The organism is Catenulispora sp. GAS73, assembly GCF_041262085.1.
Taxonomy (GTDB): Bacteria; Actinomycetota; Actinomycetes; order Streptomycetales; family Catenulisporaceae; genus Catenulispora.
Window position 1 is genome coordinate 155,650 of sequence record NZ_JBGCCM010000005.1, and the last position, 16,779, is coordinate 172,428.

Consider the following 16,779-nt stretch of genomic DNA (forward strand, 5'->3'; position numbering starts at 1 on the left):
GGTGAAATGTCCTGCACTGTCCCTCACCGACGGCTGCTCGGCTTCGTCACGGCGGCCGTGCTGGTGGTCGGCGGGCTGACCCCGGCCGCAGCCACCACCCCGCCGCCGATCAACACCCACCCCTCCTACAACGGCCTGGCGCTGACCCCGCCGATGGGCTTCAACGACTGGGCCGGCTTCGAGTGCAACAGCGCCATGAACGAGACGCTGTTCACCAAGACCGCCGACCAGATCGTCAAGCTGGGCCTGAACAAGCTCGGCTACGACTACGTCAACATCGACGACTGCTGGATGCAGAAGACCCGGGACGCCAACGGCAACCTCCAGGTCGACGCGACCCGCTTCCCGCACGGCCTGAAGTGGCTCGGCGACTACATCCACAGCAAGGGCCTGAAGTTCGGCATCTACGAGGACGCCGGCTACCAGACCTGCCAGGGTGCGGCCGGCAGCTACGGCCACTTCCAGCAGGACGCCGACCTCTACGCCTCCTGGGGCGTGGACTACCTCAAGCTCGACTACTGCTACCAGCCGATGGACCAGTTCCCCGGCAAGACCGCCAGCCAGGTCGCGCAGATCGTCTACACCGAGGCGAGCCAGGCGCTGCTGAACGAACCCCGGCCGATGATGTTCTCCGAATCGGCACCGGCCTACGTGTGCTGCTCCGGCGCGGACTTCACCAACGAGCTGACCTGGCTATACCAGCACGGCAACCTGTGGCGTTTCGGCTCGGACATCTACGACGCGTGGCCGAGCGTGCTGGAGAACTATAGCGAGGACAACACGCCGGGCCTGGCGCAGTGGGCCGGTCCCGGGCACTGGAACGACGCGGACATGCTGGAGGTCGGCAACGGCGGGCTGAGCCCGACCGAGGAGCAGACCCAGATGACGCTGTGGGCCGAGATGGCCTCGCCGATCCTGTTGTCCACGGACCTGTCGAAGCTGACGCCGACCGAAGTCGGGATCGTGGCGAACCCCGACGTGGTGGCCGTGGACCAGGACAAGCTCGGCGCGCAGGGGACGATCGTGCAGTCCGGCAACGGATATGACGTGCTGGCCAAGCCGCTGGCGAACGGCGACGTCTCGGTGGTGTTGTTCAACAAGGGCGACACCGCGCAGACCGTGACGACGAACGCCGCGACCATCGGACTCCAAGCCGGCGGCGCACCGTTCCAGCTGACCGATCTGGTGAGCAAGGCCAAGAGCGCGAGCGACGGCACGATATCCGCATCGCTGGCGCCGCATGCGACGGTCATCTACCGGGTCCACTCCCACGGCGACAAGCACCTGCCGATCCACACCGCGGCTACGATCAGCGGTGCTCCGCTGGCCGCCGGGGTGCCGACGCCGGTGACCGTGTCGTTCGGTGACTACGGGTACTTCGACGCACAGCAGCCCTCTGTCACGCTGAAGCTGCCCGCCGGGTGGACCGCGACGCCGTCGTCGGTGCGGTTGAAGAACGTCAAGCCGGGGACGTCGGCGACGGCCACGTTCATGGTCACCGCGAGCACTCCGCCGCCGGGGAAGGTGACGACGACGCTGAGCGCAACAGTCGCCTACCGCGATCGCGGGACGCCTTCGGTGGACGGCGCCGACTTGTCGAACGTCACGAACACGCCGTTCCCGACGCTGGCCAGTGCGTTCAACAACATCGCCATCAGTGACGAGACCAACCCGGGCCCCGGGAACTTCGACGGGGACAACGACAGTTATTCGGCGCAGGCACTCGCCGCGGCCGGTGCCACGCCGGGGGCCTCGATCAAGGCCGGTGGCACGACGTTCACGTGGCCGTCGTCGGCGACCGGGACGAACGACAACGTGGCCGGCAGCGGCGTGATGGTGAACGTCGCCGGGCAGGGGGCGAAGCTGGGCTTCCTCGGCGCGGAGGCCGGGTTCACCACGGACACGGTCACCGTGACGTACACGGACGGCTCCTCCAGCAGCGGGAGCCTCGGCTTCCCGAACTGGTGCTGCTCGTCGCCGACCGCGTACGGGGCGACGCCGGCGATCGTCACGACGCATCGGAACACGCCGAGCGGGCCGGCGAACTTCGGGATCGACTACGACGTGTTCTACAACTCGATCGCGATCGACGCGTCGAAGACCGTGAAGACGGTGACAGTGCCGAACGATCCGGCGATCCACATCTTCGCGATGGCGGTTCAGCCCTAGGATCGGGCGCGCCGCCGGGTTCTCGTTGCCCGGCGGCGCGCGGCAGCTGTTCTGCCCGGATACGTTTCCGCCCACGCGCCTAACGATCTATCGCAGCTAGCTGTCTTCCGCTAGGGTCACACTCCATGGTGGACATCCGCGAGCTGGCACGCCTCAGCGGCGTCTCCCCCGCCACGGTCTCGCGCGCCCTGAACGACCGCGCCGAGGTGAGCCCGGAGACCCGGCGGCGGATCCTGGAGATGGCCGAGCGGCTGGGCTACTCGCCGAACCAGCCGGCCCGCACCCTGGTGCGGCGGCGCTCAGACATGATCGGGCTGATCTGGGACACCGGGTACACCAACCAGGACCGTCGGCATCCGTTCCTGCTGGACCTGTTCGTCGGGATCAAGCAGACGCTCGCCGAGTCCGGGTACCACCTGATGGTGCTGTCCACGGCCGGTGCGGCCAGCCCCGGCGACGTGACGCTGTACCTGCGCGCGGCGCAGCAGCACAGCCTCGCGGGCGTGATCATGATGGGCGTCGACGCCACGCACCCGGCGATCACCGCGCTGGTGGACGCCGGGACGCCGTGCGTCGGGATCGACCTGCCCCTGCACCGGAACCGGACGACGTACGTCACCTCGGACAACCGGGCTGGCGCGGCCACCGCGGTCCGGCACCTGCACGGCCTCGGGCACACCGCGATCGCCACGATCACCGGGCCGCTGAGCCTGATGCCGGCCACCGAGCGGCTGGCGGGGTACCAGGCGGAGATGGCGCGCCTGAACCTCACGCCGGACCCCCGGCACATCGTCGACGGAGACTTCTTCCTCGCCAGCGGCTACGAGGCGGCGCGCCGGCTGATCGAGCTGCCCGAGCCGCCGACCGCGATCTTCGCCGCCGGCGACGAGATGGCGATCGGGGCGCTGCACGCGCTGGCCGACGCCGGGCTGCGGGTGCCGCACGACATGGCGGTGGTCGGCTTCGACGACATCGAGGCCGCCGCACTGGTACGGCCGCCACTGACGACGGTCGCCCAGGACCGCGTGGCGCTCGGCGCGGGAGCGGTCGAGGCGCTGGTGGACGCGTTGGACGCGGATGACGGGTCGGCCAGCGCGCCTTTGCAGGTGGCTACGCGGTTGGTGGTGCGGGCGTCTTGCGGGGCGGAAGCGGGGGCGGAGGGGACGACGGGGTCGCGGTAGGGCGGCTTCGGCCGGACACCGGGCTCCGATCACCGATCACCGATCACCGATCACCAGGCTCCAAGTCCCGAGCCGCGATCACCAGACTCCGAGCGCCGAGCACCATGCACCGAGAACCGAGCACCGAGCCAAGCACCAAGCACCAAGCTCCAAGACCGGGCACCGAGCACCGGGCTCCTGTCTCCGAGCTCCGAGCGCCACGCTCCTGTCTCCGAGCTCCGAGCTCCGGGCTCCGGGCCCCCGTCTCCAGGCTCCGATCAGGCTGACGCCTGGCCGGTTCCACCGCTCGCGCCCTGCGCGGGCGTCGTCAGGCCGAGGGCCGTCCGGGCCGCGATCATGTCTCGCGAGTCGAAGGCTGTTTCGGCCCTCCGCGCCTGGTCGATGAACGAGGTGACGTCCGTGGCGTCCGCGACCTGCTGCCAGACCGCGGCTGCCTTGGTGTGGTTGGCTGCGAGGGCGTCCATCGCCGGCTGCACGGAGTCCGGCCACGGCGCCGACGTCAGTGCGGACACCTCGGTCTGCGTGGCGGACACGATGTCGTTCGCGCGCTGCTGGAAGACCGAGATGTCCGCCGAATCCGGCGTCGCGACCAGTTGGCCGACGGCCATCGACAGGGGGCCGACGGCGTTGAGGAAGCGGAGCTGGTCGGCGTTGTAGGTCGACGGGTCGCGGTACACCGAGTGCGTCATCGTGGCCGTGCGGAACTGCAGGAAGCACGTCACGCGGCGCTCGCCGACGTCCCAGGCCTGCTGGTTCGGGTAGATGAACTGGAGCTGGGTGCCGGCCGGCAGCGAGACCGGGTCCGGGACGAACGAGCTGAGCTGTCGCCCGCACTGCGCCATGCTCTCGTCGCGCAGGCTGTCCACACCGGGGAAGGTGCCCTCGGCGGCGGAGAACGAGCCGAAGGCCTCGCTGTCGTGCGCCGTGGTGCAGGGGACGACGTTGAGAGTCCGGGTGTTGCCGTTGGAGCCGACCGCGCCCGGCGGCAGGGTGAAGCAGTCCTTCGGGTGCAGATCGAACACCGGGACCTTGCCCGGGCTGACGACGGTGCCGTCGGCGCCGCGCTGCGCGGGGTGCGGCGCGTTGATAGCGGCGATCGTGATGAGCGTGCCGAGGACGGCGATCCACGCGCTGGACAGGACGATCCCGCTGACCGCCAGGCCCTTGCCCTTCTGGCCGGTGCGGCGGACCGCCGCGAGCGAGACGATGCCGAAGACCAGGCCGATGATCGGCGTGACGATGAAGAACCCGCAGATGCCGAGCACGAGGGCGGCGATCGCCAGGCCGTTGGTGCCGGTCGGGGGCTGCGGCCGGCCGTAGGGCGAGTAGCCGTAGGGGCTGCCGTAGGGCGGGTAGCCGTAGAGGTTCGGCGGCTGCTGCCCGGAGGGCGGCGCGGGCCACGCTTGCGCCGGGTAGGGCGGCAGCCCGGGCGGCGGGCCCATTGGTGCCGGTGCCGGGGCGGGCGGCGGGGACATCGGCTGCAGAGAGTTCGTCGGCGTCGGCGAGCCCACCGCCCCGGACACCGTCGGCGGAATCGGTTCGACCGCTGCGAACTGCGTGCTGTCAGCGGCGGGCTCGGCGGAGCGTGACGAGTCGCCCGCGTCGGGTCCTATCTCGGTGTCCATCCCCGGTTCCTCTCCCTGACCGACCACTCGCGGGTCGGCTCACGGAGCATACACCGCAGGTCAGGCATACAATTACCGGGCCCGTCGCACCCCGCCCGCCACCCCGCCCCTCACGCCGCCGCGCGCTCGCGCAGCACCGCGTCCAGGTGCGCCGACCAGGCCCGCACCACCTCGGCCCGCCGCGCGGAGTCGTCGGTCAGCACGTCGGCGAGCCCGAGGCCGCGCGCCAGGTCGAGCGTGGCCTGCACCAGACGATGGACGGTCTCGTCCTCATCGGCGACCCCGAGTGCTTCGATCGCCATGCGGTACGCGACGCGCCCGAACTTCTGCTCCAGCGGCACCACCCGCCGGCGCAGCGCCTCGTCGGCGGCGGCCGCCGTCCACACCTGCAACGCGGCCTTGAACAACGTGCCGGTGAAGTGCTCGACCAGCCGCGAGACCACCGCCTCGGTCGTGACGACGCTGCCGGGCGCACTGAGCTCGGCACGCGCCGACTCGATGCGCTCATCGAACATGTGCTCCAAGGCGGCGGTGATCAGATCCTCGCGAGTCGGAAAGTGATGCTGCGCCGCGCCCCGGGAAACACCCGCGTGCTCAGCCACCACCGCCACAGTCGTGGCACTCCACCCCGTGTCCGCCAGGCACTCCACGCACGCCTCCAGCAAGCGGCGGCGGGTGGCCCGGCTTCGGTCCTGCTGAGGTTCGCGCATCGGTGGTGGTCGCCTGTTCGGTCAGTGGATGGTGGAACGCTTATTCTGCCCAGCTCGGAGCCCGCCGCTGCAAGAACGCGGTCATCCCCTCCCGCGCCTCCTCCGAGGCGAACAGCCGCGCCGACGCTGTGGCCAGCGCGTCCGCGTCGGCGTCGAATGCGGCGAGGACCGGGGCCGTGAGCAGCTTCTTCGACTCGGCCAGCCCCTGCGGCGAGCCCTGGCGCAGGGCCGCGACCAGTTCCGCGACCGCCGTCGGCACGTCGTCGGCGGCGAGCGTGATCAGGCCCAGCGCCTCGGCGCGCGGGGCGTCGAACTTCTCGCCGGTCAGGAAGTAGCGTGAGGCGGCCCGCGAGGTGAGCCTCGGCAGCACGGTCAGCGAGATGATCGACGGTGCCACGCCGAGCCGGGCCTCGGTCAGCGCGAAGCTCGACGCGGGACCGGCCACCGCCAGGTCGCACGCCGCGACCAGACCCATCCCGCCGGCCCGCACGTGACCGTCCACGGCCGCGATCACCGGCTTCGGCAACTCCACCAGCGCACGCAGCAGCCCGGCGAGAGCCCGTGCGCGTCCCGCTACCGGGCCCTCGGGATCCACCGGCTCCGACGTCGCCTCCGACAGGTCCGCTCCGGCGCAGAAGGTATTGCCGGTGTGTCCCAGCACGACCACCCGCACGCGCGGATCAACCGCCGCCTCCCGCAAACCGGCGTGCAACTGCGCCACGAGCGTGGACGACAGCGCGTTGCGGTTGGCCGGCGAATCGAGCGTCAACGTCGCCACTCCGCCCTCGGCCATGTACCGCACCAAAGTCTCAGTCACGCTGACTCGCCCTCCTCAACAACCGCCACGACTGCCAACACAGTCCCGACCTCCACCTGACTGCCGATCGAAACCGGCAGCGCACTCAACACCCCCGCGACCGGCGCGGACACCTGATGCTCCATCTTCATCGCCTCCAGCCACAGGATCGGCTGCCCCGCCTCGACCACATCACCGACGCCCGCCACGCCGAGCCGCACCACCGACCCGGGCATCGGCGCCAGCAGCGAACCGGCGGCGACCGCGTCGGCCGGATCGGTGAACGTCGGGACCACAGTGAAGGCAACCGACCCCAGCGGCGAGTCGACGACCACCGCGTCGGCGTGTCGGCCGACGCGAAAAGCACGTCGCAAACCCTTGATATCCAGGACCACCTCAGCAGGTGTGGCCGACACCAACCCGACACCGTCGAACCCCGAAGCGACAAGCCCGTCGCGTCCGAAGCGATACCGCACCTCGTACTCCGAAGCCCCCGCGGCAAGCACCCGCCGCTGAGCCTGCGACGGCACGTTCCGCCACCCGCTCGGCAACCCGCCGAGCACCGACGCCTCGGCCCGATGCGTCGCCGCCACGGCCAACGCCCCGGCAAGCGCCGAAATCCGCTCCGTCTCCGGCGACGCCAAAGGCGCAGCCAGCACGTCCAACCCATGGGTTGAGAAGAACGCCGTATCCGTGTCGCCGGCCAGGAAAGCCGGGTGTCGCAGCACATTGACCAACAGATCCCGGTTGGTCACGACACCATGGATCTCCGACCCCGCAAGCGCCGAAGCCAACACCCGAGCCGCTTCAGCACGCCGAGGCGCCCAAGCAATCACCTTCGCCAGCATCGGGTCGTAGTACACCCCCACCACCGACCCCGACTCGACCCCGGAATCCAAACGCAGCAACGGTTCCGTGCGCGTGGCGGTTTCCACGACCTCGAACTCGCACGAGACCCCCGGCACCGCGAACCGGTGCAGCGTCCCCGAAGCCGGCTGCCAATCCTTCGCCGGATCCTCGGCATACAGCCGCACCTCGATCGCCGACGCGCACGTCCCCGGCTCCCCCGACGCGGGCAACGCCTCCCCCGCAGCGATCCGCAGTTGCCAAGCGACCAGGTCGAGACCCGTCGTCAGCTCCGTCACCGGATGCTCGACCTGCAGCCGCGTATTCATCTCCAGAAACGCGAACGACCCGTCCGGCGCCACCAGGAACTCCACCGTCCCCGCGCCGACGTACCCGATCACCGCAGCCGCGTCCCGAGCCGCCGCGAACAGCTTCTCCCGCAACTCCGGATGCGCCTGCACGAACGGCGACGGCGCCTCCTCCACCACCTTCTGATGCCGCCGCTGAATCGAGCACTCCCGCTCCCCCACGGCCCACACCGTGCCGTGCGCGTCAGCCAGAACCTGCACCTCGATGTGCCGCCCGGTCTCGATGTACTGCTCGCAGAACACCGTCCCGTCCCCGAACGCCGAGGCCGCCTCCGCCTGCGCCGCGTCCCACTGCCCCGGCAACTCCGCGAGGCTGCGCACCACGCGCATCCCCCGGCCGCCGCCACCGGCCGAGGCCTTGATCAGCACCGGCAGATCGGCCTCGCCGACCTCGTCCGCACTCAGCTCCCGCAGCACCGGAACCCCCGCGGCGGCCATCATCTTCTTCGCCGCGACCTTCGACCCCATCGCGGCGATCGCCGAGGGCGGCGGCCCGAGCCAGCGCAGCCCCGCATCGACCACGGCCTGCGCGAAGTCCTCCTTCTCGGACAGGAACCCGTATCCGGGATGGACGGCGTCGGCCCCGGCCGCCAGCGCCGCCGCGATCAGCAGATCAGAACGCAGATACGTCTCGGCGGACGTGGTGCCGGGCAGCCGGACCGCGACGTCGGCCTCCCGCGCGTGCACAGCATCCGAGTCGGCGTCGGAGAACACCGCGACAGTGCCATACCCGAGACGCCGGCACGTCGCGAACACCCGCCGCGCGATCTCGCCGCGGTTCGCGACCAGGACGGTGTTCAGCGGTCCCGTCGCGAAATCGGCCGTCTTGTCGAAGTCGGCTGTTGTGAAGTCAGCCATAACAGAGTCCTCCCAGCCCTTCTAAAGACGGAACACGCCGAACTTCTCAGTGCCCTGAACCGGCGCGTTGGCGATCGCGGACAGACAGAAACCGATGATCGTCCGGGTGTCGCGCGGATCGATGACCCCGTCGTCGTACACCCGCCCGGACAGGAACAACGGCAACGACTCGGCCTCGATCTGCGCCTCGACCAGCTCCCGCATCTGCGCGTCGGCGGCCTCGTCGAACGGCTGGCCCTTCGCCGCCGCCGAACCCCGCGACACCAGCGAGATGACGCCCGCGAGCTGCGCCGGGCCCATCACCGCGGACTTGGCGCTCGGCCAGGCGAACAGGAAGCGCGGATCGTAGGCCCGGCCGCACATCCCGTAGTGCCCGGCGCCGTAGGAGGCGCCCATCAGGATCGAGATGTGCGGCACCGTCGAGTTCGACACCGCGTTGATCATCTGCGCGCCGTGCTTGATGATCCCCTTCTGCTCGTACTCCTTGCCGACCATGTAGCCGGTGGTGTTGTGCAGGAACAGCAGCGGGGTGTCGTACCGGTTCGCCAGCTGGATGAACTGCGTGGCCTTCTGTGCTTCCTCGCTGAACAGCACGCCACGCGTGTTGGCCAGGATGCCCACCGGGTAGCCGTGGATCTCCGCCCAACCGGTGGCCAGCGAGGAGCCGTACAGCGGCTTGAACTCGTCGAAGTCCGAGGCGTCGACGACTCGGGCGATCACCTCGCGCGGATCGAACGGCGTCTTCAGGTCCGGCGGCACGATCCCGAGCAGTTCCTCCTCCGCGAACAGCGGCGGGAGCACCGTCGAACGGGGCTCAGGACCCTGCTTGCGCCAATTCAGCCTGCTGACGATCCGCCGCCCGATCCGGATCGCGTCGTGCTCGTCGGCCGCGAGGTAGTCGGCCAGGCCCGAGGTCCGCGCGTGCATCTCGGCGCCGCCCAGCGACTCGTCGTCGGACTCCTCGCCGGTGGCCATCTTCACCAGCGGCGGGCCGCCGAGGAAGACCTTGGACCGGTCCTTGATCATCACCACGTGGTCGGACATGCCGGGGATGTAGGCGCCGCCGGCCGTGGAGTTGCCGAACACGATGGCGATCGTCGGGATGCCGGCCGCCGAGGCGCGCGTGATGTCCCGGAAGGTGCGGCCGCCGGGGATGAAGACCTCTTTCTGCGTCGGCAGATCCGCGCCCCCGGACTCGACCAGCGCGATGACCGGCAGCCCGTTCTGCTCGGCGACCTCGTGCGCCCGGAACGACTTGCGCAGCGTCCAGGGGTTCGTCGCGCCGCCGCGCACGGTCGGGTCGTTGGCGACGATCAGGCACTCCACTCCGGACACCACCCCGATGCCGGTGACCAGCGCCGCGCCGACCGTGAACTCGCTGCCCCAGCCGGCCAGCGGACACAGCTCCAGGAACGGCGAGTCGGGGTCGAGCAGCAGTTCGATGCGCTCGCGAGCCAGCAGCTTGCCGCGCTCGTGGTGCCGGGCGACGTACTTCTCGCCGCCGCCGATCAGGGCTTTGGCATGCTCGGTCTCGATCTCGGCGAGCTTGGCGCGCATCGCCTCGGTGTTCGCCAGGTGCTCGGTGGAGGCGGCGTCCAGCGCCGTACGCAGCGCGGTCACGAGCGGAAGCCCAGCACGCGGGCCGCCAGGCCGTTCATCACCTCGGTCGCGCCGCCGCCGATACCCAGGATCCGGACGTCGCGGTAGTGGCGTTCGACCTCTGATTCACGCATGTAGCCCAGGCCTCCGAACAGTTGCAGAGCCTGCGTCGCGACCCATTCGGCGGTCTCGACCGCGGTGTTCTTCGCGAAGCAGACCTCTGCGATCAAGTCGGGCTGTGCCTGCCCGGGAGCCGCCCCAGCAATGGACCGGTCGATCAGGGCATGGGTATAGGTACGCGACACGTCGATCTTCCGGGCCATTTCGGTGAGGGTGTTCTGGACGAGTTGCCGGTCGATCAGCGGCTTGCCGAACGTCTCGCGGTTCCGCGTCCACTCCACGGCCAGGTCCAGGCAGCGCTGCGCGTGTGAGTAGGCCTGCGCGGCCAGCGCGACGCGTTCGGACAGGAAGTGCTCGGCGAGCTGGAAGAAGCCGCTGTTCTCCGCTCCGACCAGGTTCTCGGCCGGGACTCGGGCGTCCTGGAACGCCAGTTCGGCCGTATCAGAACACAGCCATCCCAGCTTCTCCAGCCGACGGCTGACCGTGAAGCCCGGCGTGCCCTTCTCGACGACCAGCAACGAGATCCCGCCGGCTCCGGGACCGCCGGTGCGCACGGCGGCGACCACGTAGTCGGCGCGCACGCCGGAGGTGATGAAGGTCTTCGCACCGTTCACGACGAAGTGGTCGCCGTCGCGCCGGGCCGCGGTCTGGATGCGCGCCACGTCGCTGCCGCCCCCGGGTTCGGTGACGGCCAGCGCCCCGATCAGCTCCCCTGCCAGCGCCGGCTTGACCCAGCGTTCGATCTGCCACTTTTGCGAAGAGCCGGCGCGATCGTTGGCGGCGACCAGGTGCGGCGTGGATATGCCGCAGGTGAACAAGGATGCGAACAGGCCGCCGGAGCCGCCTGCGTAGTGCATCTCCTCGTTGACGGTGATGGCGTCGATCAAGTCCCCGCCACCGCCGCCGACTTCGACCGGATGTGCGACGCCGAGCAGGCCCAGCGCTCCGGCCTTCTTGGACAGCTCGCGCGGCAGCTCACCGGCACGCTCCCAGCCGTCGAGGTTCGGCAGCACTTCTTGTTCGGTGAACCTGCGGACAGTCGCCCTCAGGGCCCTGCGTTCCTCCGTCGACCAGGCAGGACTGGACAGCCGGTTCACCGCTCACTTCCTTTCAGCAGCGACACCGGAAGCTCGACGTTGCGGCCCCGCAGCCATTCGCCCAGGCCCTTGGCCTGCGGGTCGAACCGGGCCTGGGAGGCGACGCCGGCGCCGAGGACGCCCTCGACGACGAAGTTCACGGCACGCAGGTTCGGGAAAACGTGGCGGGTGACGGCCAGATCGGCGGTCTCGGGAAGCAGAGCCTTGAAACGCTCGACGGTGAGCTCGTGCGCGAGCCAGCGCCAGGCCTCGTCGCTGCGGGCCCAGACGCCGACGTTCGCGTCACCGCCCTTGTCGCCGCTGCGCGCGCCGAAGACCAGACCGAGCGGGGCCAGGTGGGTCTCCTCGGCGGGATGTCGTTGTGGCAGAACGGGATCCGGTGCTGTACCGAGCTCCAGTGTCTGGTCCGGGTGTGCGACGACGACTCGCTCGCCGTCGGGCAGCACCGCGACGTGCGTGACCTCGGCGGCGTCAACATAGGCGGCGGTGTAGACGCCGTAGGGCGAGGCCGCCCCGGGCGGGGCCGTCACGTGGAAGCCCGGATAACCGGACAGCGCGAGTTCCACGGCAGCGCCGGTGAAAGCGCGGCCGATTGTGTCAGCGTTCTGATCGCGGACCACGCACCGCAGCAGCGCGCTCGCGGTCTCCTCGGTGTCGGCGTCGGGCTGGTCGGTACGGACCAGGGTCCATTCGATCGACTCGGGGGTGTCGGTCAGCCCGGCGAGCAGTTGTTCCTTCGCCAGGTCCGCCTTGGACTCGATCGACAAGCCGGTAAGCACGAACTCGACCTCGTTGCGGAAGCCGCCGAGCTTGTTCAGGGCCACCTTGAGCTGCGGAGGCGGCGCTTCGCCGACGACGCCGCCGATGCCGACCCGGTCCGGGCCGTCCTGCGTCAGCGTCACGCTGTCCAGGCGCGTGGTGACGTCAGGGTTCGCATACCGGTGGCCGGTGATCTCGTACAGCAGCTGCGCGGTGACCGTCCCGACGCTGACGGCGCCACCGGTCCCGGGGTGCTTGGTGATGACGCTGGAGCCGTCGGCGTGCAGCTCGGCGATCGGGAAGCCGGGACGACGCAGGTCGGCGATCTCGGTGAAGAAGGCGTAGTTGCCGCCGGTGGCCTGCGCGCCGCACTCGATGACGTGCCCGGCCGCGACGGCGCCGGCCAGCCGGTCGTGGTCGGCGGGCTGCCAGCCGAAGTGCGCGACGGCCGGGCCGACGACCAGCGAGGCGTCGGTGACGCGGCCGGTGACCACGATGTCGGCGCCGGCACGCAGGCACGCGGCGATGCCGAAGCCGCCGAGGTAGGCGTTCGCGGTCAGCGCCCCGGCGAATCCGAGCTCTGACGCGCGCGGCAGGAGGTCGTCGCCCTCGACGTGCGCGATCGCGGCGTCCAGGCCGAGTTTCGCGGCCACTTCCCGCAGCCTGTCGGCCAGTCCCGCCGGGTTCAGCCCGCCGGCGTTCGCCACGATCTTCACGCCGCGCTCCAGCGCGAGACCCAGGGCGTCCTCCATCTGGCGCAGGAAGGTCTTGGCGTAGCCGGCGTCCGGGTTCTTCATCCGATCGCGGCCGAGGATGAGCATGGTCAGCTCGGCGAGGTAGTCGCCGGTCAGGACGTCCAGCTCACCGCCTTCGAGTATCTCGCGGACGGCGCTGAAACGGTCGCCGTAGAAGCCGGAGGCGTTGCCGATGCGGAGGATGTCCGGGTCCTGTGACAGCTTGTACGGCAACCCGTTGGCGTCGGTCATGCGAACTGTCCCTTGCTCCGGCCGGGCCCGCTCGGTCCGGCGAACACCTGCGCGATGTCAAGCCACTGATCCGCCTGGTTCCCGACGGCCTGCACGGCCAGGTCGTCCCGGTGGCGCCGTTGCGCCACCAGCAGGCAGAAGTCGAGCGCCGGGCCGGTCACACGCTCGGTCGCCGTCTCCGGACCCCAGCTCCACGAGCCGCCGTCGGGTGCGGTGAGCTCGATGCGGAACTCGGCGTCCGGCACCGGCAGGCCGCGCTGGACGAAGGCGAAGTCGCGGGTGCGGACGCCGAGGTGCGCGACGTTGCGCAGCCGCGCGGTCGGCTCGCGCCGCACGCCGAGGGCGTCGGCGATGTCCTGGCCGTGGGCCCAGGTCTCCATGAGCCGGGCGGTGGCCATGGTCGCGGCGCCCATCGGCGGGCCGAACCAGGGCAGCTTGCCGCCGGGCGGGACTTCGGGGAGCGCCGTGGCCAGGTCGTGACGGTCGGCGCGCCAGGCCGCCAGCAGCTCGGCCGGTTCCAGCCGCGCGCCGTGCTCAGCCTGCTGATCGACGAAGCCGGCGCCGCCCTCTTGTAGAGCGCGGGTCAGCATCGCGTTGAACGCGTCCGGGTCGCGGGCGGCGAGCGCGGCGACGCGGTCGGTCCAGGCGAGGTGCGCGATCTGGTGCGCGATCGTCCAGCCGGGGGCCGGCGTCTCGGTGCGCCAGGCCGCGGCGTCGAGGGGGCTGACCAGGGCGTCCAGTACGCCGCTCTCCGCGGCCAGGTCTTCGAGCAGGTCGTCGAGCACTGCCATCGCGCCTCCCGGGTCGGTGTTCGGATCGGTGTTCGGTTCGGGGCCGGTGTTCGGGGCCGGTGTTCGCTTCGGGGCCATCGCGAGCCTTTCAGCTCGGCAACAAAAAATCAATCATGCACGCTTGATTTCTTCCCCGGGCGACTGTCCGTGGCCGCGCGTACGGTGGCAGGCGTGGCGACCGACCTGCAAGACCTTCTCCAGTCCGCAGTGGACGACGGCAAGGCGCCCGGCGTCGTGGCGCTCGTGGCGCGCGGCGAGGACGTCGAGTTCGCGACCGCCGGGACGACCGAACTCGGCGGCTCCACGCCGATGGCCCGCGACACGCTCTTCCGCATCGCCTCCCTCACCAAGCCGATCACCGCGGCGCTGGCGATGTTGCTGATCGAAGAGGGCCGCATCGGGCATGACGACCCGATCGCGCAATGGCTGCCGGAGCTGGCGCACCCGATGGTCGTGCGCACCCCCGACGCCCCGCTGGACGACGTGGTCCCGGCCGCGCGCCCGATCACCGTGGCCGACCTGCTCACCTCGCGCGCCGGCTGGGGCTTCCCCGACGAGTTCAGCTGGCCGGCGGTCGGCGCGTTGTTCGACCGGGGCTACCAGCGCGGTCTGCACGTGCAGGAACCGCCCGTGCCGGACGAGTGGCTCAGCAGCCTCGCCGGAGTCCCGCTGGTCTACCAGCCCGGCGAGCGCTGGCTGTACAACACGTGCAGCGAAATCCTCGGCGTGCTGCTGGCCCGCGCCGCCGACACCCCGCTGCCGGAGCTGATGGCCGAGCGTATCTTCGACCCGCTGGGCATGAAGGACACCGCCTTCGCGGTGCCCGCCGCGAAGGTCGACCGATTCACCTGGTTCTACGAATCTGGCGACAGCGGACTGGTGCTGGCCGATCCGCCGACCGGGGACTGGAGCAGCCTGCCGGCATTCCCGTCCGGTGCGGGCGGCCTCGTCTCCACCCTCGACGACTATCACGCCTTCGCCCGCACGCTGCTGCCGACGACGACGAACAGCTTGCTGTCGCCGCAGTCAGTCCGGGAGATGGTCACCGACCACCTCACCGCGGACCAGCGCGCGGCCTCGCGCCTGTTCCTGGACGGCCAGGGCTGGGGCATCGGCGGCTCGGTGGACATCGCCGAACTCGACCCCTGGAACATCCCGGGCCGCTACGGCTGGACCGGCGGCTCCGGCACGAGCGCCCACGTCGTCCCGGCCGCCGACACCGTCGCGATCCTGCTGTCGCAGGTGGCGATGGGGTCCCCGACCGCGTTGGGGCTGCAGCAGGACTTCTGGACGTACGCGGCTCGCGGCTAGGGCTCGTCCTGCGCCTGCTCCGTATCACTGAACCCATGCCGCGTCACATCAGGGTAATCACAGGGCTCCGGGGTTCGGCAAACGTGTCGACGCGAACTGAATCAGGGCTCTAACTTACCAGTGGGGACCGCGCAGGGCGGTTTTCGCGACAAGGCGGAGGGGCCCATGTTCTCGGTGAACGAATACGTGAAGCGTCGGTACGCGGACGCGGAGGACAAGCCCACCGAGGTCGTGATCCAGCGGGTACAGGCTCTCGTTGACGCCTCCGGGCTGGCGGAGCACGACGCGTTGGTCGAGACGCTGCTGGACGGTCTCACCGCGCCCGAATATTCCGCCGTGATGGACCTGCCGGAGATCCGTACGTGGCTCCAGCGGACCGCGACGCTCCGGGGGCTCGGCACCCCGTGGGAGACGGCGCTCACCGATTACGCCCGCGGCTTGAGCGCCGACACCGGCCTGGAGGTCACAGAGTTCTACAAGCACTGCTTGAGCACTGGCGTACTCCCCTTCCTGGCTGCGGAAAGCGGGGCCATCGCCAGGACCCTGCCCCTCATCCTCATCAGCCCAGCGGTCACCACGAAGCAGACCGGGACCGGGTTCAGGCGCAGCGTCCGTTACAGCAACAAGGAAGAGATCACCATCGGCGCGGGACTGTTGGAGGTCGTGGCCGGGTTCCGGGCGCCGGCGGGCCAAAAAGGTCAGCCCAGGGTAGGCGTCCTGCAATTCGTCACCAGCGACCGGACCGCGAAGTTCAACGACGGGACCACGGTTCGCAGATCGTTCCAGCACGCCTTGGACAGCGAGCAGCGGCCGTGGCTCAAGGATGTGTCCGTGCAGCTCGCCCCGGACTCGCCGACGGTCCTGACGGTCAACGACGCACCGAAGTGGGACCTGCCAGTAGAGGACGACCAGAAGCGGGAGCTGGTCAGCGTCGCGATCAACGACCGGTTCACGACCCATGTCGTCACGCAGACCGGGCCCAACACCTTCAGCACGTTCTACACGTGCGACTGGACCTTCACCGCCGCGTACGCGACCGCGAACCACCAGACCGCCACGCAGAGCTATACGGTCATCAGCAAGGGACCCTCGAACACCCAGATCCGGCTCACCGGGCAAGAGCTACTGGCGAACGAACAGCCGGACCTGGTCACCGAGTAGGGCAGCACAGATCCTCGGAGCGTCGGCGACACCCGAGCCGCCGCCTCACCACCCGAGCTCGTGCAACCGCTCGTCGTCGATCCCGAAGTGGTGCCCCACCTCGTGGACGACCGTCGTGCGCACCTCGCGCACCACGTCCTCGTAGCTGTGGCAGATCTTCAGGATCTCATTGCGGTAGATGGTGATCCGGTCCGGCAGCACGCCGGAGTACCACTCCCCGCGGCCGGTCAGCGGGATGCCCTCGTACAGCCCCAGCAGCCCGGCGTACGGCGCCTCGGCCTCGACGACCACCGCCACGTTCCGGATCTGGCGCGCCAGCGCCTCCGGGATGGAGTCCAGCGCTTCGCCGACCAGTTGCTCGAACTGTTCGGGCTCGATGCTGATCACGGTTCAATTGTGGCA

13 protein-coding genes are annotated in these 16,779 nt (G+C 70.1%); 4 read left to right on the forward strand and 9 right to left on the reverse strand.

Annotation, left to right across the window (positions count from 1 at the left end; all coding sequences use genetic code 11):
- Positions 1-6 precede the first annotated feature (6 nt).
- Both ABH935_RS09330 and ABH935_RS09335 read left to right on the forward strand, forming a co-directional pair.
- Entirely contained in the window at positions 7-2,169 is a 2,163-nt protein-coding gene (locus tag ABH935_RS09330; protein WP_370377408.1) for an NEW3 domain-containing protein, read from the forward strand.
- 125 nt (positions 2,170-2,294) lie between these two features.
- Positions 2,295-3,350, forward strand: a complete 1,056-nt coding sequence (locus ABH935_RS09335) for a LacI family DNA-binding transcriptional regulator (RefSeq protein ID WP_370377409.1) — start codon at positions 2,295-2,297, stop codon at positions 3,348-3,350.
- Positions 3,351-3,607: 257 nt separating this feature from the next.
- On the opposite strand, the gene ABH935_RS09340 is transcribed toward ABH935_RS09335, so the two are convergent.
- The 8 genes from ABH935_RS09340 to ABH935_RS09375 all read right to left on the reverse strand — a co-directional run bounded on the left by ABH935_RS09340 (position 3,608) and on the right by ABH935_RS09375 (position 13,905).
- Complete coding sequence (locus ABH935_RS09340) at positions 3,608-4,975, reverse strand: DUF4190 domain-containing protein (protein ID WP_370377410.1); 1,368 nt, start codon at positions 4,973-4,975, stop codon at positions 3,608-3,610.
- A gap of 110 nt (positions 4,976-5,085) precedes the next feature.
- Positions 5,086-5,685, reverse strand: a complete 600-nt coding sequence (locus tag ABH935_RS09345; RefSeq protein ID WP_370377411.1) for a TetR/AcrR family transcriptional regulator — start codon at positions 5,683-5,685, stop codon at positions 5,086-5,088.
- Positions 5,686-5,725: 40 nt separating this feature from the next.
- Positions 5,726-6,502 carry an enoyl-CoA hydratase family protein gene (locus tag ABH935_RS09350; RefSeq protein ID WP_370377412.1) on the reverse strand — a complete coding sequence of 259 codons (777 nt, stop codon included), beginning with the start codon at positions 6,500-6,502 and terminating at the stop codon, positions 5,726-5,728.
- A complete protein-coding gene (locus tag ABH935_RS09355) occupies positions 6,499-8,553 on the reverse strand; it encodes a biotin carboxylase N-terminal domain-containing protein (protein ID WP_370377413.1) in 2,055 nt (684 codons plus the stop codon). The genes ABH935_RS09350 and ABH935_RS09355 overlap by 4 nt, the downstream gene beginning before the upstream one ends.
- 21 nt (positions 8,554-8,574) lie before the next feature.
- Positions 8,575-10,110: an acyl-CoA carboxylase subunit beta gene (locus ABH935_RS09360; protein ID WP_370377615.1), complete on the reverse strand. Its 1,536-nt coding sequence runs from the start codon at positions 10,108-10,110 to the stop codon at positions 8,575-8,577.
- A gap of 59 nt (positions 10,111-10,169) precedes the next feature.
- Positions 10,170-11,369 carry an acyl-CoA dehydrogenase family protein gene (locus ABH935_RS09365; protein ID WP_370377414.1) on the reverse strand — a complete coding sequence of 400 codons (1,200 nt, stop codon included), beginning with the start codon at positions 11,367-11,369 and terminating at the stop codon, positions 10,170-10,172.
- Positions 11,366-13,114: an acyclic terpene utilization AtuA family protein gene (locus tag ABH935_RS09370; protein ID WP_370377415.1), complete on the reverse strand. Its 1,749-nt coding sequence runs from the start codon at positions 13,112-13,114 to the stop codon at positions 11,366-11,368. The genes ABH935_RS09365 and ABH935_RS09370 overlap by 4 nt, the downstream gene beginning before the upstream one ends.
- The gene (locus ABH935_RS09375) at positions 13,111-13,905 is read right to left on the reverse strand and encodes a TIGR03084 family metal-binding protein (protein ID WP_370377616.1); all 795 of its coding nucleotides are present in this window, start codon (positions 13,903-13,905) and stop codon (positions 13,111-13,113) included. The genes ABH935_RS09370 and ABH935_RS09375 overlap by 4 nt, the downstream gene beginning before the upstream one ends.
- 171 nt (positions 13,906-14,076) lie before the next feature.
- On the opposite strand from ABH935_RS09375, the gene ABH935_RS09380 reads away from it, so the two are divergent.
- Positions 14,077-15,216 (forward strand): serine hydrolase domain-containing protein, encoded by a 1,140-nt coding sequence (locus tag ABH935_RS09380; protein WP_370377416.1) that lies wholly within the window; start codon positions 14,077-14,079, stop codon positions 15,214-15,216.
- A gap of 165 nt (positions 15,217-15,381) precedes the next feature.
- On the forward strand, positions 15,382-16,377 hold the full coding sequence (locus ABH935_RS09385) for a hypothetical protein (protein WP_370377417.1): 996 nt from the start codon (positions 15,382-15,384) through the stop codon (positions 16,375-16,377).
- Positions 16,378-16,422: 45 nt separating this feature from the next.
- Here the strand turns inward: ABH935_RS09385 and ABH935_RS09390 are convergent, their stop codons facing one another.
- Positions 16,423-16,764 (reverse strand): metallopeptidase family protein, encoded by a 342-nt coding sequence (locus ABH935_RS09390; RefSeq protein WP_370377418.1) that lies wholly within the window; start codon positions 16,762-16,764, stop codon positions 16,423-16,425.
- Between the last annotated feature and the right edge of the window lie 15 nt (positions 16,765-16,779).

Excerpts from the sequence above, each read along its gene's own strand:
- ABH935_RS09340 (WP_370377410.1), bottom strand. The coding sequence starts at position 4,975 with ATGGACACCGAGATAGGACCCGACGCGGGCGACTCGTCACGCTCCGCC.
- ABH935_RS09360 (WP_370377615.1), bottom strand. The coding sequence starts at position 10,110 with ATGCGCGCCAAGCTCGCCGAGATCGAGACCGAGCATGCCAAAGCCCTG.
- ABH935_RS09330 (WP_370377408.1), top strand. The coding sequence starts at position 7 with ATGTCCTGCACTGTCCCTCACCGACGGCTGCTCGGCTTCGTCACGGCG.
- ABH935_RS09355 (WP_370377413.1), bottom strand. The coding sequence starts at position 8,553 with ATGGCTGACTTCACAACAGCCGACTTCGACAAGACGGCCGATTTCGCG.
- ABH935_RS09345 (WP_370377411.1), bottom strand. The coding sequence starts at position 5,685 with ATGCGCGAACCTCAGCAGGACCGAAGCCGGGCCACCCGCCGCCGCTTG.
- ABH935_RS09335 (WP_370377409.1), top strand. The coding sequence starts at position 2,295 with ATGGTGGACATCCGCGAGCTGGCACGCCTCAGCGGCGTCTCCCCCGCC.
- ABH935_RS09370 (WP_370377415.1), bottom strand. The coding sequence starts at position 13,114 with ATGACCGACGCCAACGGGTTGCCGTACAAGCTGTCACAGGACCCGGAC.
- ABH935_RS09375 (WP_370377616.1), bottom strand. The coding sequence starts at position 13,905 with ATGGCAGTGCTCGACGACCTGCTCGAAGACCTGGCCGCGGAGAGCGGC.
- ABH935_RS09385 (WP_370377417.1), top strand. The coding sequence starts at position 15,382 with ATGTTCTCGGTGAACGAATACGTGAAGCGTCGGTACGCGGACGCGGAG.